Raw genomic sequence first — 14,918 nt, 5'->3', positions numbered from 1 at the left:
ACACCCGAGGAAAACGCCATGCGCATCATCACCTCCCTGATGTCCTGCCTGCTGGCCCTGGCAGGATGCGACGACAAGCCCAGCGTCACCCGGATCCACCACAGCAGCGCGAACGGCGTGGACACGCTCTTCAGCAAGAGCACGCTGAAGGAAGGCGTCGCGACGTTCGAGTGCTTCGCCAGTGAAAGCGGGCAGTGCCACTACCGCGTCTACACCGAGCGCTGCCCCGCGCCGGCACCCGGCGAGAACCCGGCCGCCTGCACCCGCATCACGCTGGAAGACTTCGTGCTGGCGCCCGGCAAGGCGCACGAGATACGTGGCTTGCCAGAGGACTTCCAGCAGTGCGTATCGAAGGATGCCGATGCCGATCGCGCGTGCGGGGGCTGATCGGTAAAGACGTCAGCGCGCGTCAGGCGAGCGTGGACGCAGCATGCCGGGCCGCAGCAGCCGTTCGCTGCGCATGACGTGCAGGACCAATACGCGGCCAGGTTCATGGCGATACAGTACGCGGCACGGAGGCTCGACGATCTGGCGATAGCGCCCGCGCTTAAGTTCGGCCGGACGGCTGCCACTGTCGGGATGGTCAGCAAGCTGATCGACGTGACCGAATACTCGCCGCACCAGTTCCGCCGCAGCCACCGGATCGTCCAGCGCGATGTAGTCCGCGATGGCGTCGAGATCACTGAGCGCGGGTTCGGACCAGACTATTTCAACCATCGCGCAAGCCGTTCCTTGGCTTGGTCATGCGGGACAGCCCGGCCTTGGGCGATCGCCTGCTCACCGCGTGCGATGCCTTCCAGCATCGCCATGCGCGCCAGCATGGTCTCGTAGGTTTCCACGTCCACCAGGTAGGCGCTCGGTAGCCCGTGCTGGGTGATGAGGATGGGCTCGCGCCTGCGCTCGATGTCGGCCAGCAGATCGGTGGCCTGACGCTTCAGCGTGGTAACGAGTTCGGTACGCATGGAGTGACACTACAGTATCACTCCCCCCCCTTACAAGCCGAACGATGGGCGGTACGCTTGGCTTGGATCGCAACCTGCGACGATCCTCGCGTCGGGTGTGTCATCGCTACATGGAGCGACCTGTCTCGCGGCGCTCGACCACGCACGCCAGCACGAAGCCGATCAGGTAGGCGACCACGTCCAGCAGGTCCGGCGTGCTGCCCAGCACGATGCGCAGCACCGGCGAAGCGACCTGCCAGCCCGCCTCCTGACTGATGCACTGCATCGCTTCGACGATCAGACCCACTCCCAGCGCCAGCAGCGGCCGCATCGGCGGACGCAGCCACACGACGCTGGCGAACAGCCAGTACACCCAGACAACGGCGACGGCGTCGCCGGCGAAGCTGCGGATCCCGCCCAGCCCCGCGCCGGCGGTCGCCAGCAGGACGAGCAGCACGAACAGGCCCAGCGCCCACCCCGCCGCCAGCCGGTCGAAACGCCACCTCACGTACCGCCGCAATGCGCGCCCTCGAGACTCTTGCTGCCGCAGGCGAGGCACTTGCGGTACTTCTGTCGCTGCCGGTCGTAGCGAATGCGCGACAGCATGCCGCCGCAGGCGCACCGCAGTTCGCGCCCACGCGCCCAGCGGTAGAGACGCCAGCTGGAATGCAGGGCCCAGGCCGTGCCCAGTAGGATCGCCAGCAGGAACGAGAGCGAGGCCAAGCGCTGTGGCGTGACCTCGCCGAACGCGCGTTCGGTGCGCGTCACCACTTCCGCGGTGGCGAAACCGCCCACCGCGATCACCACGGCCGGGGCGTACATGCGGGCGACCATCCGGGAGATGCGGTTCATCGGCGACGGGGAGGGGAACGTGGCGTGCAGGCTCGCCCGCGCCGGCATGCCGCGTCAATCACACCGCCGGGGGAGCCCTCAGCTGGTGATCGTCTGGGTCAGCGATTGCCAGGTCGGCGGTTCCGGCCAGTCCGGATCCTGGTTGCCGTCGATCACCCGGCGCAGGTCGCGACGATCAATCTGCGGTGCCAGCGCGCGCACGAGGTCCAGCGCGTAATCGCGCAGCACGCGTTCGCGCGGCAGCACGGCCCAGGCGATGCACTCCTTCACCTCCGGCGGCGCCGGCCAGGCGCGCAGGTCGGTGTCGGAGGCGTTCACCGCCATCTCGGCGAGCAGGCCGACGCCGAGGCCGGCGCGCACGTAGGTCTTGATCAGGTCGGCGTCGAGCGCGGTCAGCGCGATGTTCGGTTCCAGCCCTACCTTCGCGAAGGCGCGCTGCAACGACGATCCCGGGCGCGTCGACGACTCGTAGCTGATCAGCGGCTGGTCGGCCAGATCCGCCATGCCGGGGACACGGCCGAGCTGTTCCAGCGCGTGGCCGCGCGGCACCAGCACCAGACGCCGCCAGCGATACAGCGGCACGGCGATGCCGGCCTGCGGCTGGTCGCCCGCCGTGCTGACCACGGCCATGTCGGCGTCGCCCTGCGTCAGCAGGTCCAGCGCCTGGCTTTCCGGCGCCTGCTGCAGATGGACACTGACCTGCGGGAAGTCCCGCTTGATCTGTGCGATGGCCGGCGGCAGCACGAAGCGCGCCTGCGTGTGGGTGGTGACCAGCACCAGCTGGCCCTGGCTCTCGCGGCGCTGGTTGGCGGCGTAGGTGCGGATGTTGTTGGCCTCGGCCAGCACCAGGCGCGCGCGATCGATCACTTCCTGGCCCGCCGGCGTCACGCTCTCCAGGCTGCGGCCCTTGCGCACGAACAGCAGGAAACCGAGTTCGTCTTCCAGCTGCTTGAGCTGCTTGGACAGGCCGGGCTGGGTGGCGTGCACGCGCGCCGCCGCCAGCGTGATGTTCAGGTCGGCATCGGCGATGGCCACCAGATAGCGGAGTTGGGTCAGCGTCATCGGCGTTGGAGGACCCAAGGGCCCACCGGGTAGGGGCCTTGGACTGTAGAGGATTTGCCGGGACCGTAGCCGTCGCCGCTTATAACTGCAAGGCATATGGTTTTCGTCGGATGTCATTTCCGACCGCCATGTGCGGCCAGTACGGTCAGCAGCCCAGCCGCCCTTCCCCGACGCCCGTGAGCGCTCCGCTGTTTCCCCTGTTCGCCGACCTGCAAGGCCGCCGGGTTCTGGTTGTCGGCGGCGGTCCGGTCGCGGAGCGCAAGACGGAGGCGCTACTGCATGCCGGCGCCCGCCCCCGCGTCGGGGCGCCCGACCTGACCCCACGCCTGCGGACGTGGCACCGAGAAGGCCGCATCGATTGGATCGCCGGGCGTTTCGATGCCCATTGGCTGTCGGGCGCCTGGCTGGTGGTCGCCGCGACCGACGACGCGGTCGTCAATCGCGCGGTCGCCGCCGCCGCGGAAGCACGCCACGTGTTCGCCAATGTCGTCGACGACGCCGAGTTGTCCACGTTCCAGGTCCCCGCGATCGTCGAACGCGGCACGCTGCAAGTCGCCATCTCCAGCGGCGGCGGCGCGCCGATGCTGGCGCGGCACCTGCGCCGCCAGCTCGAGACCCTGCTCGACGATTCCTGGACGTCGCTGGCCGAACTGTTCACCCGCCAGCGCCAGCGCATCCGCCAGCGTTTTCCGCAGACTGCCGAACGCCGCCGCTTCTTCGAGAAGCTGCTGGCCGGCCCCTTGCCGCGCCTGTTCCGCCAGCAGCTGCATGCGCAGGCCGAACAGCATTTCCAGGCGATGCTGGACGAGCACGCCGCCGCCACGCGCAGCAGCGGCTCGGTCGCCGTGGTCGGCGCCGGTCCGGGCGATGCCGGCCTGCTCACGCTCAACGCGCTGCGCGCGATGAACGAGGCCGACGTAATCCTGCACGACCGCCTGGTCAGCGAGGACGTGCTGCGCCTTGGCCGTCGCGACGCAAGCTACATCGAAGTCGGCAAGTCGGCCACCGGGCACAGCACGCGGCAGGACGACATCCATGCGCTGATGCTGGAGCACGCGCAGGCCGGCAAGCGCGTCGTCCGTTTGAAGGGCGGCGACCCGTTCGTGTTCGGTCGCGGTGGCGAGGAACTCGAGTTCCTGCGCTCGCACGGCGTGCCTTACGAGGTCGTTCCCGGCATCACCGCCGCGGTGGCCTGCGCTGCGTACGCCGGCATTCCGTTGACCCATCGCGACCATGCGCAGGCGGTGCGGCTGGTGACGGCGCACTGCAAGGATTCGTTCGACACCCTCGACTGGCAGGCGCTGGCCCAGGAGCGTCAGACGCTGGCGGTCTACATGGGCGTCGCCGCACTGGACGGCCTGCGCGACCGCCTGGTCGCGCACGGCAGGGCCGCTTCCACACCCTTCGCACTGGTCGAGAATGGTTCCCGCCGCGACCAGCGCGTGGTGACCGGTACCCTGGCCGATCTGCCGGAAACGGCACGTTTCCACCATGTGCGCTCACCGGCCCTGCTGATCCTCGGCGAGGTCGCCGCGCTGACCGGCACGCTGCACTGGTTCGGCGCGCCACCCGTCGGCACCCCCGTCCCCACACATTCCCGCAACCTTCCGGCGCCCACACTGCAGGCCGCCTGAGCCCACGCCCCTCGGAGATCCCATGGCCGTTTACGACAGCATCCTGGACACCATCGGCCGTACCCCGGTCGTCAAACTGCACCGCATCGCGCCCGAGCACGTGACGCTCTACGCCAAGGTCGAGTCGTTCAATCCCGGCGGCTCGGTGAAGGACCGCCTGGCGCTGGCCATCATCCTCGACGCCGAAGCCAAGGGCCTGCTGAAGCCCGGCGACACCATCGTCGAAGCGACCTCGGGCAACACCGGCGTGGCGCTGGCGATGGTGGCCGCCGCGCGCGGCTACAAGTTCGTCGCCACGATGGTGGAGACCTTCTCCATCGAACGCCGCAAGCTGATGCGTGCGTACGGCGCCAAGGTCATCCTGACGCCGGCCGCCGAACGCGGCAGCGGCATGGTGCGGCGCGCCGAGGAACTGGCGAAGCAGCACGGCTGGTTCCTCGCCCGCCAGTTCGCCAATCCCGCCAATCCGGCCTATCACCGCCAGACGACGGCCGCGGAAATCCTGCGCGATTTCGCCGGCCAGCGGCTCGATCACTTCGTCACCGGCTGGGGCACGGGCGGCACGCTGACCGGCGTGGGCGAAGTGCTGAAGGTCGCGCGTCCCGAGGTGCGCATCACCGCCTCCGAGCCCGCCGGCGCCTCACTGCTGCAGGGCAAGGAATGGCAGCCGCACAAGATCCAGGGCTGGACACCGGACTTCGTGCCGGACGTGCTGAACCGCGAGGTGGCCGACGAGATCCTGCCGGTCACCGACGTGGATGCGATCGCCACCGCGCGTCGCCTCGCCGCCGAGGAAGGCATCTTCGTCGGTATTTCCGGTGGCGCCACGGTCGCCGCCGCGCTGCAGGTCGCGCAGAAGGCCAAGCCCGGCGACGTGCTGCTGGCGATGCTGCCGGACACCGGCGAGCGCTATTTCTCCACGCCGCTGTTCGAAGGCGTCAACGAAGGCTCGGACGACGAGTGGCTGGCCTCGCTGGGCGACGCCGCGCTGCCGTAACCGGTCAACCGGACGGCGGCGCGTCGCAGTCGCGCCGCCATGTCCATTCCATCGCCTTGCCATCATCGTGGCCGTCGTCGACGCGCGCGCGCAGTGTGCCGGCGTCCGGTCGCGCATAGATCACCCGCTTCGGGAAATCGTGCGCGGGGTTCGCGAACACCACGCGATCCGAGTCGACGCGTTCGGCCGGAAATGCGGTGACCGCACCACCTCCCGGCTGCGCGAGGAACACCCATCGCCCGTCCTGCCACGCGATGCGCATGAACTCGAAACCGGTCGCCTTGCCGTCGCGCGTATCGCGATGCATGCCGACCAGCAGCCCGCCGCGCGGCGCCATCCACGTTTCCTCGCTGAAGGTCCTTCCCTGCTGCCCGCACCAAGAGCCGGCCAGCCAGTCGAGGTCGCCGGCCGATGCCGGCACGGCCATCGACAAGGTGGAAAAGGACAGGAAGGACTTCGCCAGGCGCTTCATGGGATCGCTCGCCGCAAGGGATCACGCGTCGCGGAACCCTAGCAGGTGCCGGGCCCGACTGGCGATTCGGAGGTTGTTGTGGGAGCGACGTAAGTCGCGACCGTGAATCCGGAAAGCCGGAGGTCTTGCCGCGTCGCCAGACCTCCGCCCGTGCAAGAGCCGACCATCGTTCGCTTCAGCTGACTACGTGCGGTCGCGACTTACGTCGCTCCTACAACAAGCGGATCACTGCTCGTAGAGCTCCAGCGGCAAATCGTCCGGATCCGCGAAGAAGGTGAAGCGGCGGCTGGTGTATTCGTCCACGCGGACCGGCTCGGTGGCCACGCCGTGGGCGTGCAGATGGGCGACGCTCTCCTCCAGGTCGGTCACCCGTAGCGCCAGGTGGCGGAGGCCGCAGGCTTCCGGCCGCGACACGCGCGGTGGCGGTGACGGAAACGAGAACACCTCGACCTGCGTGCCGTCCGGCAACGCGAGATCGAGCTTCCACGAATCGCGTTCGGCCCGGTAATGCTCCGCGATCACGCGCAGACCCAGCACGTCCGTGTAGAAGCGCCTGGATCGCGCGTAGTCCGACGCGATGATCGCTACGTGGTGCAGGCCGGCGAGGCGCATGTCAGTGCGCCGCCGCCGCGTCGGCACCCGCGTTGCCGCCCGACGGCGCCTTGCCGCCGCGCATCAGCAGGACCAGCGGCATCGATACCAGCGTCAGCAGCATCATCAGCTTGAAGTCGTTGAGATAGCCGATCGCCGCGGCCTGGCGGTTGACTTCCGCGTTCAACAGCGCCAGCCCGGTCGCGGTGGACGGATCCATCGCGGCGGGCAGCAGCGTGGTCTCCGCGCCGAAGGCCGGGATGCGCGAACCGATCTCCGCATGGTTCACCTGCATCGCACGCGACAGCATCGTCATCACTACCGAGATGCCGACCGACGAGCCGATGTTGCGCACCAGACTGAAAAGACCGGCGGCCTCGGTACGCTGGTGCGGTTCCAGCGTGGCGTAGGCGACGGTGGAGATCGGCACGAACACCAGGCCCAGGCCCATGCCCTGCACCACGCCCAGCCAGACGATGGATTCCATCGACGCATTCGGTCCGAACTGGGTCATGCCATGCAGCGACACCACCATCAGCCCCATGCCGACCAGGATCGGCCAGCGCGCATCGATGCGGCCCAGCAGGCGCCCGACGATCATCATGCTGAACATCGTGCCGACGCCGCGCGGCGCGAGTACCAGGCCGATGGTCAACACCGGGTAGTTCATCAGCGTACTCAGGTACGGCGGCAGCAGCGCCAGCGTGGCGAACAGCACGATGCCGACGACGAAGATCAACGCGCAACCGACCGCGAAGTTGGCGTTCTTCAGCAGGCCCAGGTCGAGCAGCGCCCGGTCGCGCCGGCGCCACCACCACAGGCCGTACATGTAGAGGGCGAGGAAGGCGAGCGCGGCTTCGATCTGGATCTCGACGCTGCCGAACCAGTCTTCGCTCTGCCCGCGGTCGAGGAACAGCTGCAGCGCGCCGATGCCCAGCGCCAGCAGCGCGAGGCCGATGCCATCGAGCGGGCGTTCGTGCGGCACGTCCTTCTTGACGCTGGCCATGATGCCGAGCAGCGCGAGGATGCCGATCGGCAGGTTGATCAGGAACACCCAGTGCCAGCTGTAGTTCTGGGTCAGGAAGCCACCCAGCGGCGGGCCGAGGATGGGGCCGACCATGATGCCCATGCCCCACATCGCCATCGCGGCACCGTGCTTCTCTTTCGGGAACGCATCGAGCAGCAGCGACTGCGAGATCGGCACCAGCGAGGCGCCGAACACGCCCTGAAGGATGCGGAACATCACCATCTCGCCGATGCCGGTGGCGATGCCGCACAGCAGCGAGGCGACGGTGAAGCCGCTGACCGCGATGATCAGCAGGCGACGACGGCCGAGCCGGCCGGCGAGCCAGCCGGTGACCGGCGTCAGGATCGCCGCAGCGACGATGTAGCTGGTCAGCACCCACGACACCTGGTCCTGGGTGGCCGACAGCGAGCCCTGCATGTCCGGCAGCGCGACGTTGGCGATGGTGGTGTCCAGCGCCTGCATCAGCGTGGCCAGCATCACCGAGCCGACCAGCAGCGTGCGCTTGCCGGTGTCTTCCTGCGCGGGGGCGACGGGAACGACGGTTGTGCTCATGGAGAGTTCCGGAAGGGACCGACGCGCACGATGCGCGCCGATCCAGAGGTCACCCGGGGCGCGGCGTCAGCGGGGCCGGGCCCCACCACAGTGCCCTCGCCCGCGTCCGCACACGCCCGGGATGACATGGAAAGAGGCCTCAGCGCGCGGCGGTCGCGCGGCCGGAGGCGCTACCGCCATCGCGGAGTTCGACATGGACGTCGGCGCTCATGCCGGCGCGCAGTTGCGGCGCATCGGCCGCGGCACTGTCGATCTCGAGGCGGACGGGAATGCGCTGCACGATCTTCACCCAGTTGCCGGTGGCGTTCTGCGGCGGCAGTACGCTGAACTCGGCGCCCGAGGCCGGCGCGATAGAGGCGACGTGCGCCTTCCACTTCACGCCGGGATACGAATCGACCTCGACCGTCGCGGCCTGGCCGACCTGCATCTTCGTCAGTTCGGTTTCCTTGAAGTTGGCTTCCACCCAGATCGGCGAGGTGGCGACCAGCGGCATCGCCGTCTGGCCGACGTTGATGTACTCGCCCACCTGCAGGTCGTGCAGGCCGACGATGCCGTCGACCGGTGCACGCACTTCGGCATGGGCCAGGTCCAGCTTCGCCTTCGCCAGCATGGCGGCGGCGGCGCGGTATTCCGGCAGGTCCTGCGTCGGGGTGCCCGGGCTGCCGCTCAGCGACGCGGTGGCTTCGGATTGCGTGGCGATGGCGTCGGCGAGGTCGGTGCGCGCTTCGGCGACGGCGTGGCGGGCGTCGTCCAGCATCTTGCGCGAGACCAGTTGCTGGCCGGCCAGCTGCTGCATGCGCTGGAAGTCGCGCTGCGCCCAGGCCAGCGTCTCGCGCGCGGCCTGGATGGAGGTGCCGGTGCCGACGACCTTGGCGCGGCTGGCGCTGGCGCTGTTCGCCATGCGCGCGACCAGCGCTTCGTTCTGCGCGACGGCAATCGTCAGCGGATCGGCGTCGATGCGGAACAGCAGGTCGCCTTTCTTCACCGGCTGGTTCTGCTGCACGGCCACTTCGACCACGCGCCCGCCGACCTGCGGCGCGATCAGGATGCGCTCGGCCTTGATGTAGGCGTTGTCGGTGCTGACTTCGCGCTGCGAGGCGACGTACTCCCAGCCGAAGAAGCCGGCGACGGCGAGCGGCCCGGCGACCCACAGCCACACCGGCACGCGGCGACGCTTGGGAGCGGGAGTCCTGGCCGCGGTTTCGGCGGCCTCGTTGATCTTGCTGGTCATGGTGGGGTTTCAGCTCTTGCGGAGGGAGGACTCGCCGCGACTGGCGCGGTCGAGCAGGGAGAGGTTTTCGCGGATCTGGCCGAGCACCTTCAGCGCGGTCTCCAGTTCGTCCGCATCGATGCCGGCCAGGCAGTCCTCGCGGACCGAGGTGGCGACGGCTTCGATGTCGTGCATCACCGCATCGGACTGCGGCAGCAGGTGCAGGCGCCACACGCGCCGATCGTCCGGATCGCTGCGCCGCTCGACGAAGCCGGCCTTCTGCAGGCGGTCGATCACGCGACCGACCGCGATCGGCTCCATGTCGAGCAGGTCGGCCAGCTCGGACTGGGTGATGCCCTCGCTCTGGTGGATGCGCTTGAGCGCGCGCCACTGCACGCGGGTCAAGCCCAGATGGGCGGCGCGGCGGTCGAACACGCGACCGAACAACCGGCTCAGGTCCGCGATGAGGTAACCGATGGTGCTGTGGCCGGCAGGTGTCTTCATGAGTGCCTATGATATAGATGCTTAGGCAATTATATTCAAGGCGAAGAATTGCCGTTCAGCCACGCTTTCGCTACGGTCCGGGTCTTGAGGCACAGGGACGCTTTCCGAAGACGGTCGCCGCAGCCCCCCGTTCAAACGAATCAGTGCGAGACCGGGCACGGGAGGTAGTGGCGTCATCCCCACGCCGGGGGGAATCCGGCGACTTTTCTTGCTCGGCAGCCGGAGGCGTGGGGCCCCGCCTGCGCAGGAATGACGGTTTGATGGACCGGATGCCGCCGCCGGCAGGGAGGTCGACCCCCACAAACGACGACGCCGGCACGAGGCCGGCGTCGGAATCACTCCAGAGGGGCGGAGGCGATCAGCCTTCCCACTTGCCGAGTGCGGCCAGACCGTTTTCCTTGGCGCGCTCGTACACCACGGCCTGGGCCTTGGCGAAGTTGCCGGTCAGGTCCTGCGACCACAGCTTCAGCGCGGCCTGCTGCATGGCGCGGCCGTAGGAGAAGCTCAGCGGCCACGGCAGGTTGCCCAGCTGGTTCATGGCGTTGAGGTGGGCGGTGGACTGCTCGTCGGTCTGGCCGCCGGACAGGAACACCACGCCCGGCAGGATCGCCGGCACGGTGCTCTTCAGGCACATCACGGTGGACTCGGCTACTTCGTCGACATCGGCCTGCTCTTCGCAATCCTTGCCGGCGATGACCATCGAGGCCTTCAGGATGGTGCCTTCCAGCAGCACGTTCTGCTCGTACAGCGCGCCGAACAAAGAGCGCAGCACGGCCTCGGTCACTTCGTAGCAGACCTCGATGTTGTGGTCGCCGTCCATCAGCACTTCCGGCTCCACCATCGGCACCAGCCCGCATTCCTGGCACAGCGCGGCGTAACGGGCCAGCGCATGCGCATTCGCCTCGATGCACGTGCCCGACGGGATGTCCTCACCGATGGTGATGACCGCGCGCCACTTGGCGAAGCGCGCACCCAGCTTGTAGTACTCCTTCAGGCGGTCGCGCAGGCCGTCGAGGCCTTCGGTGACCACTTCGCCCGGGCAGCCGGCCAAGGCGTGCGTGCCCTTGTCGACCTTGATGCCGGGAATGATGCCGTGGTCGGCCATGTACTTGGCGAACGGCACGCCGTCCTTCGTGGACTGGCGCAGGGTCTCGTCGAACAGGATGGCGCCGGAGATGTAGTCCGACAGCTTCGGCGTGGTGAGCAGCAGCTCGCGGTAGGCGCGACGGTTCTCTTCGGTGTTCTCGATGCCCACGCCCTGGAACCGCTTGGCGATGGTGGTGGTGGACTCGTCGATCGCGATGATGCCCTTGCCTGCGGCCACCATGGCCTGGGCGGTTTCGGCAAGCTGTTCGATGCTCATGGGATTCCTGTGGCGGGGCGAAAAAGAGACCAATTATAGACCGCGCCCCGCCGACAGCGGGCAATCGCGATGATGAGCGCGCCGCAGCGCGCCCGGACCTGGAAGCGCAGACGGTGGCGCCTGGCTCGGAAACCGATTACAGCTCGCCCAGCCCCTCGGCTTTGCCGCGCTCGCCCATCTGCAGCAGGCGCAGCGTGTTGGTGGCGCCATGGCGTTCCATGTGATCGCCGCTGGTGAAGATCACACGGTCGCCCTCGGCCAGCAGTTCGCGGTCGTGCAGCACGCGCATCGCGTCGCGGGCGGCCTCGCGCGGCGCCAGGCCGCGGCTGTCGAACGCGATCGGGAAGACGTCGCGGATCATCGCCATCTTGCGGCGCGCGCCGTCGTGCCGCGAGAACGCGTAGATCGGGGCGCTGGAGCGGAAGCGCGACAGGAAGCGCGCGGTGCCGCCGGATTCGGTCATCGCGACGATCGCGCGCACGCCGATGTGCTCGGACAGGAACATCGTGGCCATCGCGATGGCCTGGTCCGCGCGTTCGAGATTGCGCGGCGCCTTCTCGAAATCGGTATCCATCTCGAACTGCTTCTCGGCACCCAGGCAGATGCGCGCCATCGCTTCCACCGCGCGCACCGGGTAGCTGCCGGCGGCGGTTTCGGCCGACAGCATCACCGCATCGGTGCCGTCGATGACGGCGTTGGCCACGTCGAGCACTTCGGCACGCGTCGGGATCGGGCTGTCCACCATCGACTGCAGCATCTGGGTGGCGGTGATCACGACCTTGTTGCGCGCCAGCGACTCGCGAATGATCTTCTTCTGCAGGCCGGGCAGTTCGGCATCGCCGATCTCCACGCCCAGGTCGCCGCGCGCCACCATCACCACATCGCTGGCGTCGACGATCTCGGCCAGGTTCTCGATCGCTTCGGTGCGCTCGATCTTGGACACCAGCGCGGCATCGCAGCCGTGTTCGCGCGCGATGCGGCGCGCCTCGTTCATGTCCTCGGCATTGCGGCAGAACGATACGGCGATGAAATCCACGCCGATGTTTTCCGCCACATAGGCGATCAGCTCGCGGTCGCGCTCGGTCAGCGCACCCAGCGACAGGCCGCCACCCTGCTTGTTCAAACCCTTGCGGTCGGACAGCACGCCGTCGTTGAGCACGCTGCAGACGATGCGCTCGCCCTCGACCGACACCACTTTCAGCTGCATCAGGCCATCGTCGAGCAGCAGCACATCGCCCGCCTCGACGTCGCCGGGCAGGCCGAGATAGCTGACGCCCACCTGCGAGGCATCGCCCGGCGGCGCATCGGGATTCGCCACCAGATCGAAGCGGTCGCCGGTCTTCAGCACCACCTTGCCTTCCGCGAAACGCTCGACGCGGATCTTCGGGCCCGGCAGGTCGGCGAGGATGCCGACTTCCGCGCCGACGCGCTGCGCGGCGAGGCGAACCGCGGCGGCACGCTTGGCCTGGCCGGACGGATCGCCGTGCGAGAAGTTCAGGCGCACCACGTTGACGCCGGCGCGGAACAACTCCTCCAGCACGCCGGGCGGGTCGGTCGCCGGTCCGAGGGTGGCGAGGATCTTGGTGCGGCGCTGGCGTTCGGTCATGGTGCGGATTCCCTGTGAGCGCGCAAACGCTACCACAGCGAAACCGGGCCGTTGCCGCGGGCATTCCTCACCTCATGCAGCTGTCCCGGGACAGCCGGCCGCACGTCTGCAACGGCTCATCGAAACCGCTGTTTTCAAGCGGTTTTATGCGGTTCCGCGACACCGCGCGACTGGTATTTTTTTGGTCTCTGCGCATAGGCGGGATGCTGCGCACGCACACCCGACTGCGCAAAAAACGCGACGATGAAGCGCGCGCTTCATCGCGCGCTTCCGATCAGACGAGCAGCGACCGTAGCTGGTCAGGGGCGCCTGCGAGGCGTGTCGCACCCGCATCGCGCAACTCGTCCTCGCCCCCGAACCCCCACAGCACGCCGATGCTGCGCATGCCGTGGTGGCGCGCGCCGTCGATGTCCATGTGGCGGTCGCCGATCATCCAGCAGGCATCGGGTGTCAGCGAAAGACGCCGCAAGGCTTCGCCGATCAGATCCTTCTTGTGGCTCAGGCGACCATCGGCGGTCGCGCCGATGATGTCCTCGAAGCGGTGCCCGAACGGCAGGTGGGCGAGGATCTTGCGCGCGTGCGGCTCGTTCTTCGCGGTGACCACGGCGAGCCGGTGCCCGTCCGCGTGCAGCGCGTCGATGGCGGCGCCGATGCCGGGATACACCTGGTGTTCCAGCCAGCCATGCGACTCGAAGCGCTCCAGGTAATGCTCTACCGCGGCTTCGACCTTCACCGGATCGCCCAGCAGCGGCAGGAAACTGGTCCGCAGCGATGGCCCGATCCAGCCGCGCAGCTCGGCCTCCGACGGGATCGGGTGCTCGAGCTGCGTCAGCGCATGCGCGATGCAGCGCGTGATGCCGACGGCCGAATCGATCAGCGTGCCGTCGAGGTCGAAGAACAGCGTGTCGCGGCTCACGCGGCGCGCGCTTCCAGCGCGGCCACGGCCGGCAGCGTCTTGCCCTCGAGGAACTCGAGGAACGCGCCGCCGCCGGTGGAGATGTAGCTGACGTCGTCGGCGATGCCGTACTTGTCCACGGCCGCGAGCGTGTCGCCGCCGCCGGCAATGGAGAAGGCGTTCGACTGCGCGATCGCGCGTGCCAGCGTCTCGGTGCCCTTGCCGAAGGCATCGAATTCGAACACGCCCACCGGCCCGTTCCACACCACCGTACCGGCCGATTGGATCAGCTCGGCGTAGCGCTGCGCGGTCTGCGGACCGATATCGAGGATCAGGTCGTCGGCGGCGACAGCGTCCACGGCCTTCACGGTCGCCGGCGCGTCGGCGGCGAACGCGGTGGCGACCACCACGTCGGTCGGCAGCGGGATCTCGGCGCCGCGCGCCTTCGCGTCGGCATCGATCTTCTTCGCGGTGTCGATCAGGTCGGCTTCGTACAGCGACTTGCCGACGGCATGACCTTCCGCCGCGATGAAGGTGTTGGCGATGCCACCGCCGACGATCAGCTGGTCGACCTTGCCGACCAGACTGGTCAGCAGTTCCAGCTTGGTGGAGACCTTGCTGCCGGCGACGATGGCCAGCAGCGGGCGCGCCGGGTTGGCCAACGCCTTGTCCAGCGCGTCCAGCTCGGCCATCAGCAGCGGACCGCCAGCGGCGACCGGGGCGAAGCGGATCACGCCATGCGTGGACGCCTGAGCGCGGTGCGCGGTGCCGAAGGCATCCATGACGAACACGTCGCACAACGCGGCGTACCGCTTCGACAGCGTCTCGTCGTCCTTGCCCTCGCCGACATTCATGCGGCAATTCTCGAGCAGCACGATCTGGCCCGGCGCGACATCGACGCCATCCACCCAATCCTTCACCAGCGGCACCTCGACGCCCAGCAGTTCCGACAGGCGCGCCGCGACCGGCGCCAGCGAATCGGCTTCGCTCCACACACCTTCCTTGGGACGGCCGAGGTGCGAGGTCACCATGACCGCCGCGCCCTTCTGCAGCGCCAGCTTCAGCGTCGGCAGGGACGCGGTGATGCGCTGCTCGGAAGTGATGCGGCCATCGTCGATCGGTACGTTCAGATCCTGGCGGATCAGCACGCGCTTGCCGGCGAGGTCGAGGTCGGTCATGCGGACGATGGGCATGGGAGGTCCTGGGCAGCGG

At 68.4% G+C, this 14,918-nt stretch carries 17 protein-coding genes; 3 read left to right on the top strand and 14 right to left on the bottom strand.

All coding sequences use genetic code 11. From position 1 onward, the window contains the following. The first annotated feature begins 18 nt into the window (after positions 1–18). A complete protein-coding gene (locus AC1Q5B_RS06900) occupies positions 19–387 on the top strand; it encodes a hypothetical protein (RefSeq protein WP_492630998.1) in 369 nt (122 codons plus the stop codon). Between the two features lie 12 nt (positions 388–399). Here the strand turns inward: AC1Q5B_RS06900 and AC1Q5B_RS06895 are convergent, their stop codons facing one another. The 5 genes from AC1Q5B_RS06895 to AC1Q5B_RS06875 form a co-directional block, all read right to left on the bottom strand. After that, the gene (locus AC1Q5B_RS06895) at positions 400–717 is read right to left on the bottom strand and encodes a type II toxin-antitoxin system RelE/ParE family toxin (protein ID WP_492630997.1); all 318 of its coding nucleotides are present in this window, start codon (positions 715–717) and stop codon (positions 400–402) included. Beyond that, positions 705–962, bottom strand: a complete 258-nt coding sequence (locus AC1Q5B_RS06890; RefSeq protein WP_492630996.1) for a type II toxin-antitoxin system Phd/YefM family antitoxin — start codon at positions 960–962, stop codon at positions 705–707. Before AC1Q5B_RS06890 ends, AC1Q5B_RS06895 begins: the two co-directional genes overlap by 13 nt. 106 nt (positions 963–1,068) lie before the next feature. Continuing rightward, positions 1,069–1,449, bottom strand: a complete 381-nt coding sequence (locus tag AC1Q5B_RS06885; RefSeq protein ID WP_492630995.1) for a DUF2809 domain-containing protein — start codon at positions 1,447–1,449, stop codon at positions 1,069–1,071. Further along, positions 1,446–1,841 carry a hypothetical protein gene (locus AC1Q5B_RS06880; protein WP_492630994.1) on the bottom strand — a complete coding sequence of 132 codons (396 nt, stop codon included), beginning with the start codon at positions 1,839–1,841 and terminating at the stop codon, positions 1,446–1,448. The genes AC1Q5B_RS06885 and AC1Q5B_RS06880 overlap by 4 nt, the downstream gene beginning before the upstream one ends. 30 nt (positions 1,842–1,871) lie before the next feature. Continuing rightward, positions 1,872–2,855: a LysR family transcriptional regulator gene (locus AC1Q5B_RS06875; RefSeq protein WP_394695571.1), complete on the bottom strand. Its 984-nt coding sequence runs from the start codon at positions 2,853–2,855 to the stop codon at positions 1,872–1,874. 176 nt (positions 2,856–3,031) lie between these two features. On the opposite strand from AC1Q5B_RS06875, the gene cysG reads away from it, so the two are divergent. Beyond that, a complete protein-coding gene (gene cysG, locus AC1Q5B_RS06870; protein ID WP_492630993.1) occupies positions 3,032–4,489 on the top strand; it encodes a siroheme synthase CysG in 1,458 nt (485 codons plus the stop codon). Positions 4,490–4,511: 22 nt separating this feature from the next. Next, positions 4,512–5,486: a cysteine synthase A gene (cysK, locus tag AC1Q5B_RS06865; RefSeq protein WP_492630992.1), complete on the top strand. Its 975-nt coding sequence runs from the start codon at positions 4,512–4,514 to the stop codon at positions 5,484–5,486. 4 nt (positions 5,487–5,490) lie between these two features. On the opposite strand, the gene AC1Q5B_RS06860 is transcribed toward cysK, so the two are convergent. The 9 genes from AC1Q5B_RS06860 to AC1Q5B_RS06820 form a co-directional block, all read right to left on the bottom strand. Beyond that, the gene (locus tag AC1Q5B_RS06860) at positions 5,491–5,958 is read right to left on the bottom strand and encodes a DUF6265 family protein (RefSeq protein WP_492630991.1); all 468 of its coding nucleotides are present in this window, start codon (positions 5,956–5,958) and stop codon (positions 5,491–5,493) included. A gap of 225 nt (positions 5,959–6,183) precedes the next feature. Continuing rightward, entirely contained in the window at positions 6,184–6,570 is a 387-nt protein-coding gene (gene gloA2 / locus AC1Q5B_RS06855; RefSeq protein ID WP_492630990.1) for an SMU1112c/YaeR family gloxylase I-like metalloprotein, read from the bottom strand. Between the two features lies 1 nt (position 6,571). After that, on the bottom strand, positions 6,572–8,128 hold the full coding sequence (locus AC1Q5B_RS06850; RefSeq protein WP_492630989.1) for an MDR family MFS transporter: 1,557 nt from the start codon (positions 8,126–8,128) through the stop codon (positions 6,572–6,574). 139 nt (positions 8,129–8,267) lie between these two features. Continuing rightward, complete coding sequence (locus AC1Q5B_RS06845) at positions 8,268–9,359, bottom strand: HlyD family secretion protein (protein WP_492630988.1); 1,092 nt, start codon at positions 9,357–9,359, stop codon at positions 8,268–8,270. A gap of 9 nt (positions 9,360–9,368) precedes the next feature. After that, a complete protein-coding gene (locus tag AC1Q5B_RS06840) occupies positions 9,369–9,842 on the bottom strand; it encodes a MarR family winged helix-turn-helix transcriptional regulator (protein WP_492630987.1) in 474 nt (157 codons plus the stop codon). A 358-nt stretch (positions 9,843–10,200) separates the two neighbouring features. Further along, the gene (locus AC1Q5B_RS06835) at positions 10,201–11,205 is read right to left on the bottom strand and encodes a class I fructose-bisphosphate aldolase (protein ID WP_162336790.1); all 1,005 of its coding nucleotides are present in this window, start codon (positions 11,203–11,205) and stop codon (positions 10,201–10,203) included. Positions 11,206–11,341: 136 nt separating this feature from the next. Beyond that, positions 11,342–12,811, bottom strand: a complete 1,470-nt coding sequence (gene pyk / locus AC1Q5B_RS06830) for a pyruvate kinase (RefSeq protein WP_492630986.1) — start codon at positions 12,809–12,811, stop codon at positions 11,342–11,344. Between the two features lie 274 nt (positions 12,812–13,085). After that, positions 13,086–13,727 carry an HAD hydrolase-like protein gene (locus tag AC1Q5B_RS06825; protein ID WP_492630985.1) on the bottom strand — a complete coding sequence of 214 codons (642 nt, stop codon included), beginning with the start codon at positions 13,725–13,727 and terminating at the stop codon, positions 13,086–13,088. Then, positions 13,724–14,899 (bottom strand): phosphoglycerate kinase, encoded by a 1,176-nt coding sequence (locus AC1Q5B_RS06820; RefSeq protein ID WP_492630984.1) that lies wholly within the window; start codon positions 14,897–14,899, stop codon positions 13,724–13,726. Before AC1Q5B_RS06820 ends, AC1Q5B_RS06825 begins: the two co-directional genes overlap by 4 nt. Positions 14,900–14,918 lie beyond the last annotated feature (19 nt).

The organism is Pseudoxanthomonas sp. GW835-FHT14C01 (genome assembly GCF_058793715.1).
The sequence above is the reverse complement of the archived record's forward strand: the minus strand, read 5'-3'. Positions and strand labels throughout refer to the sequence as shown.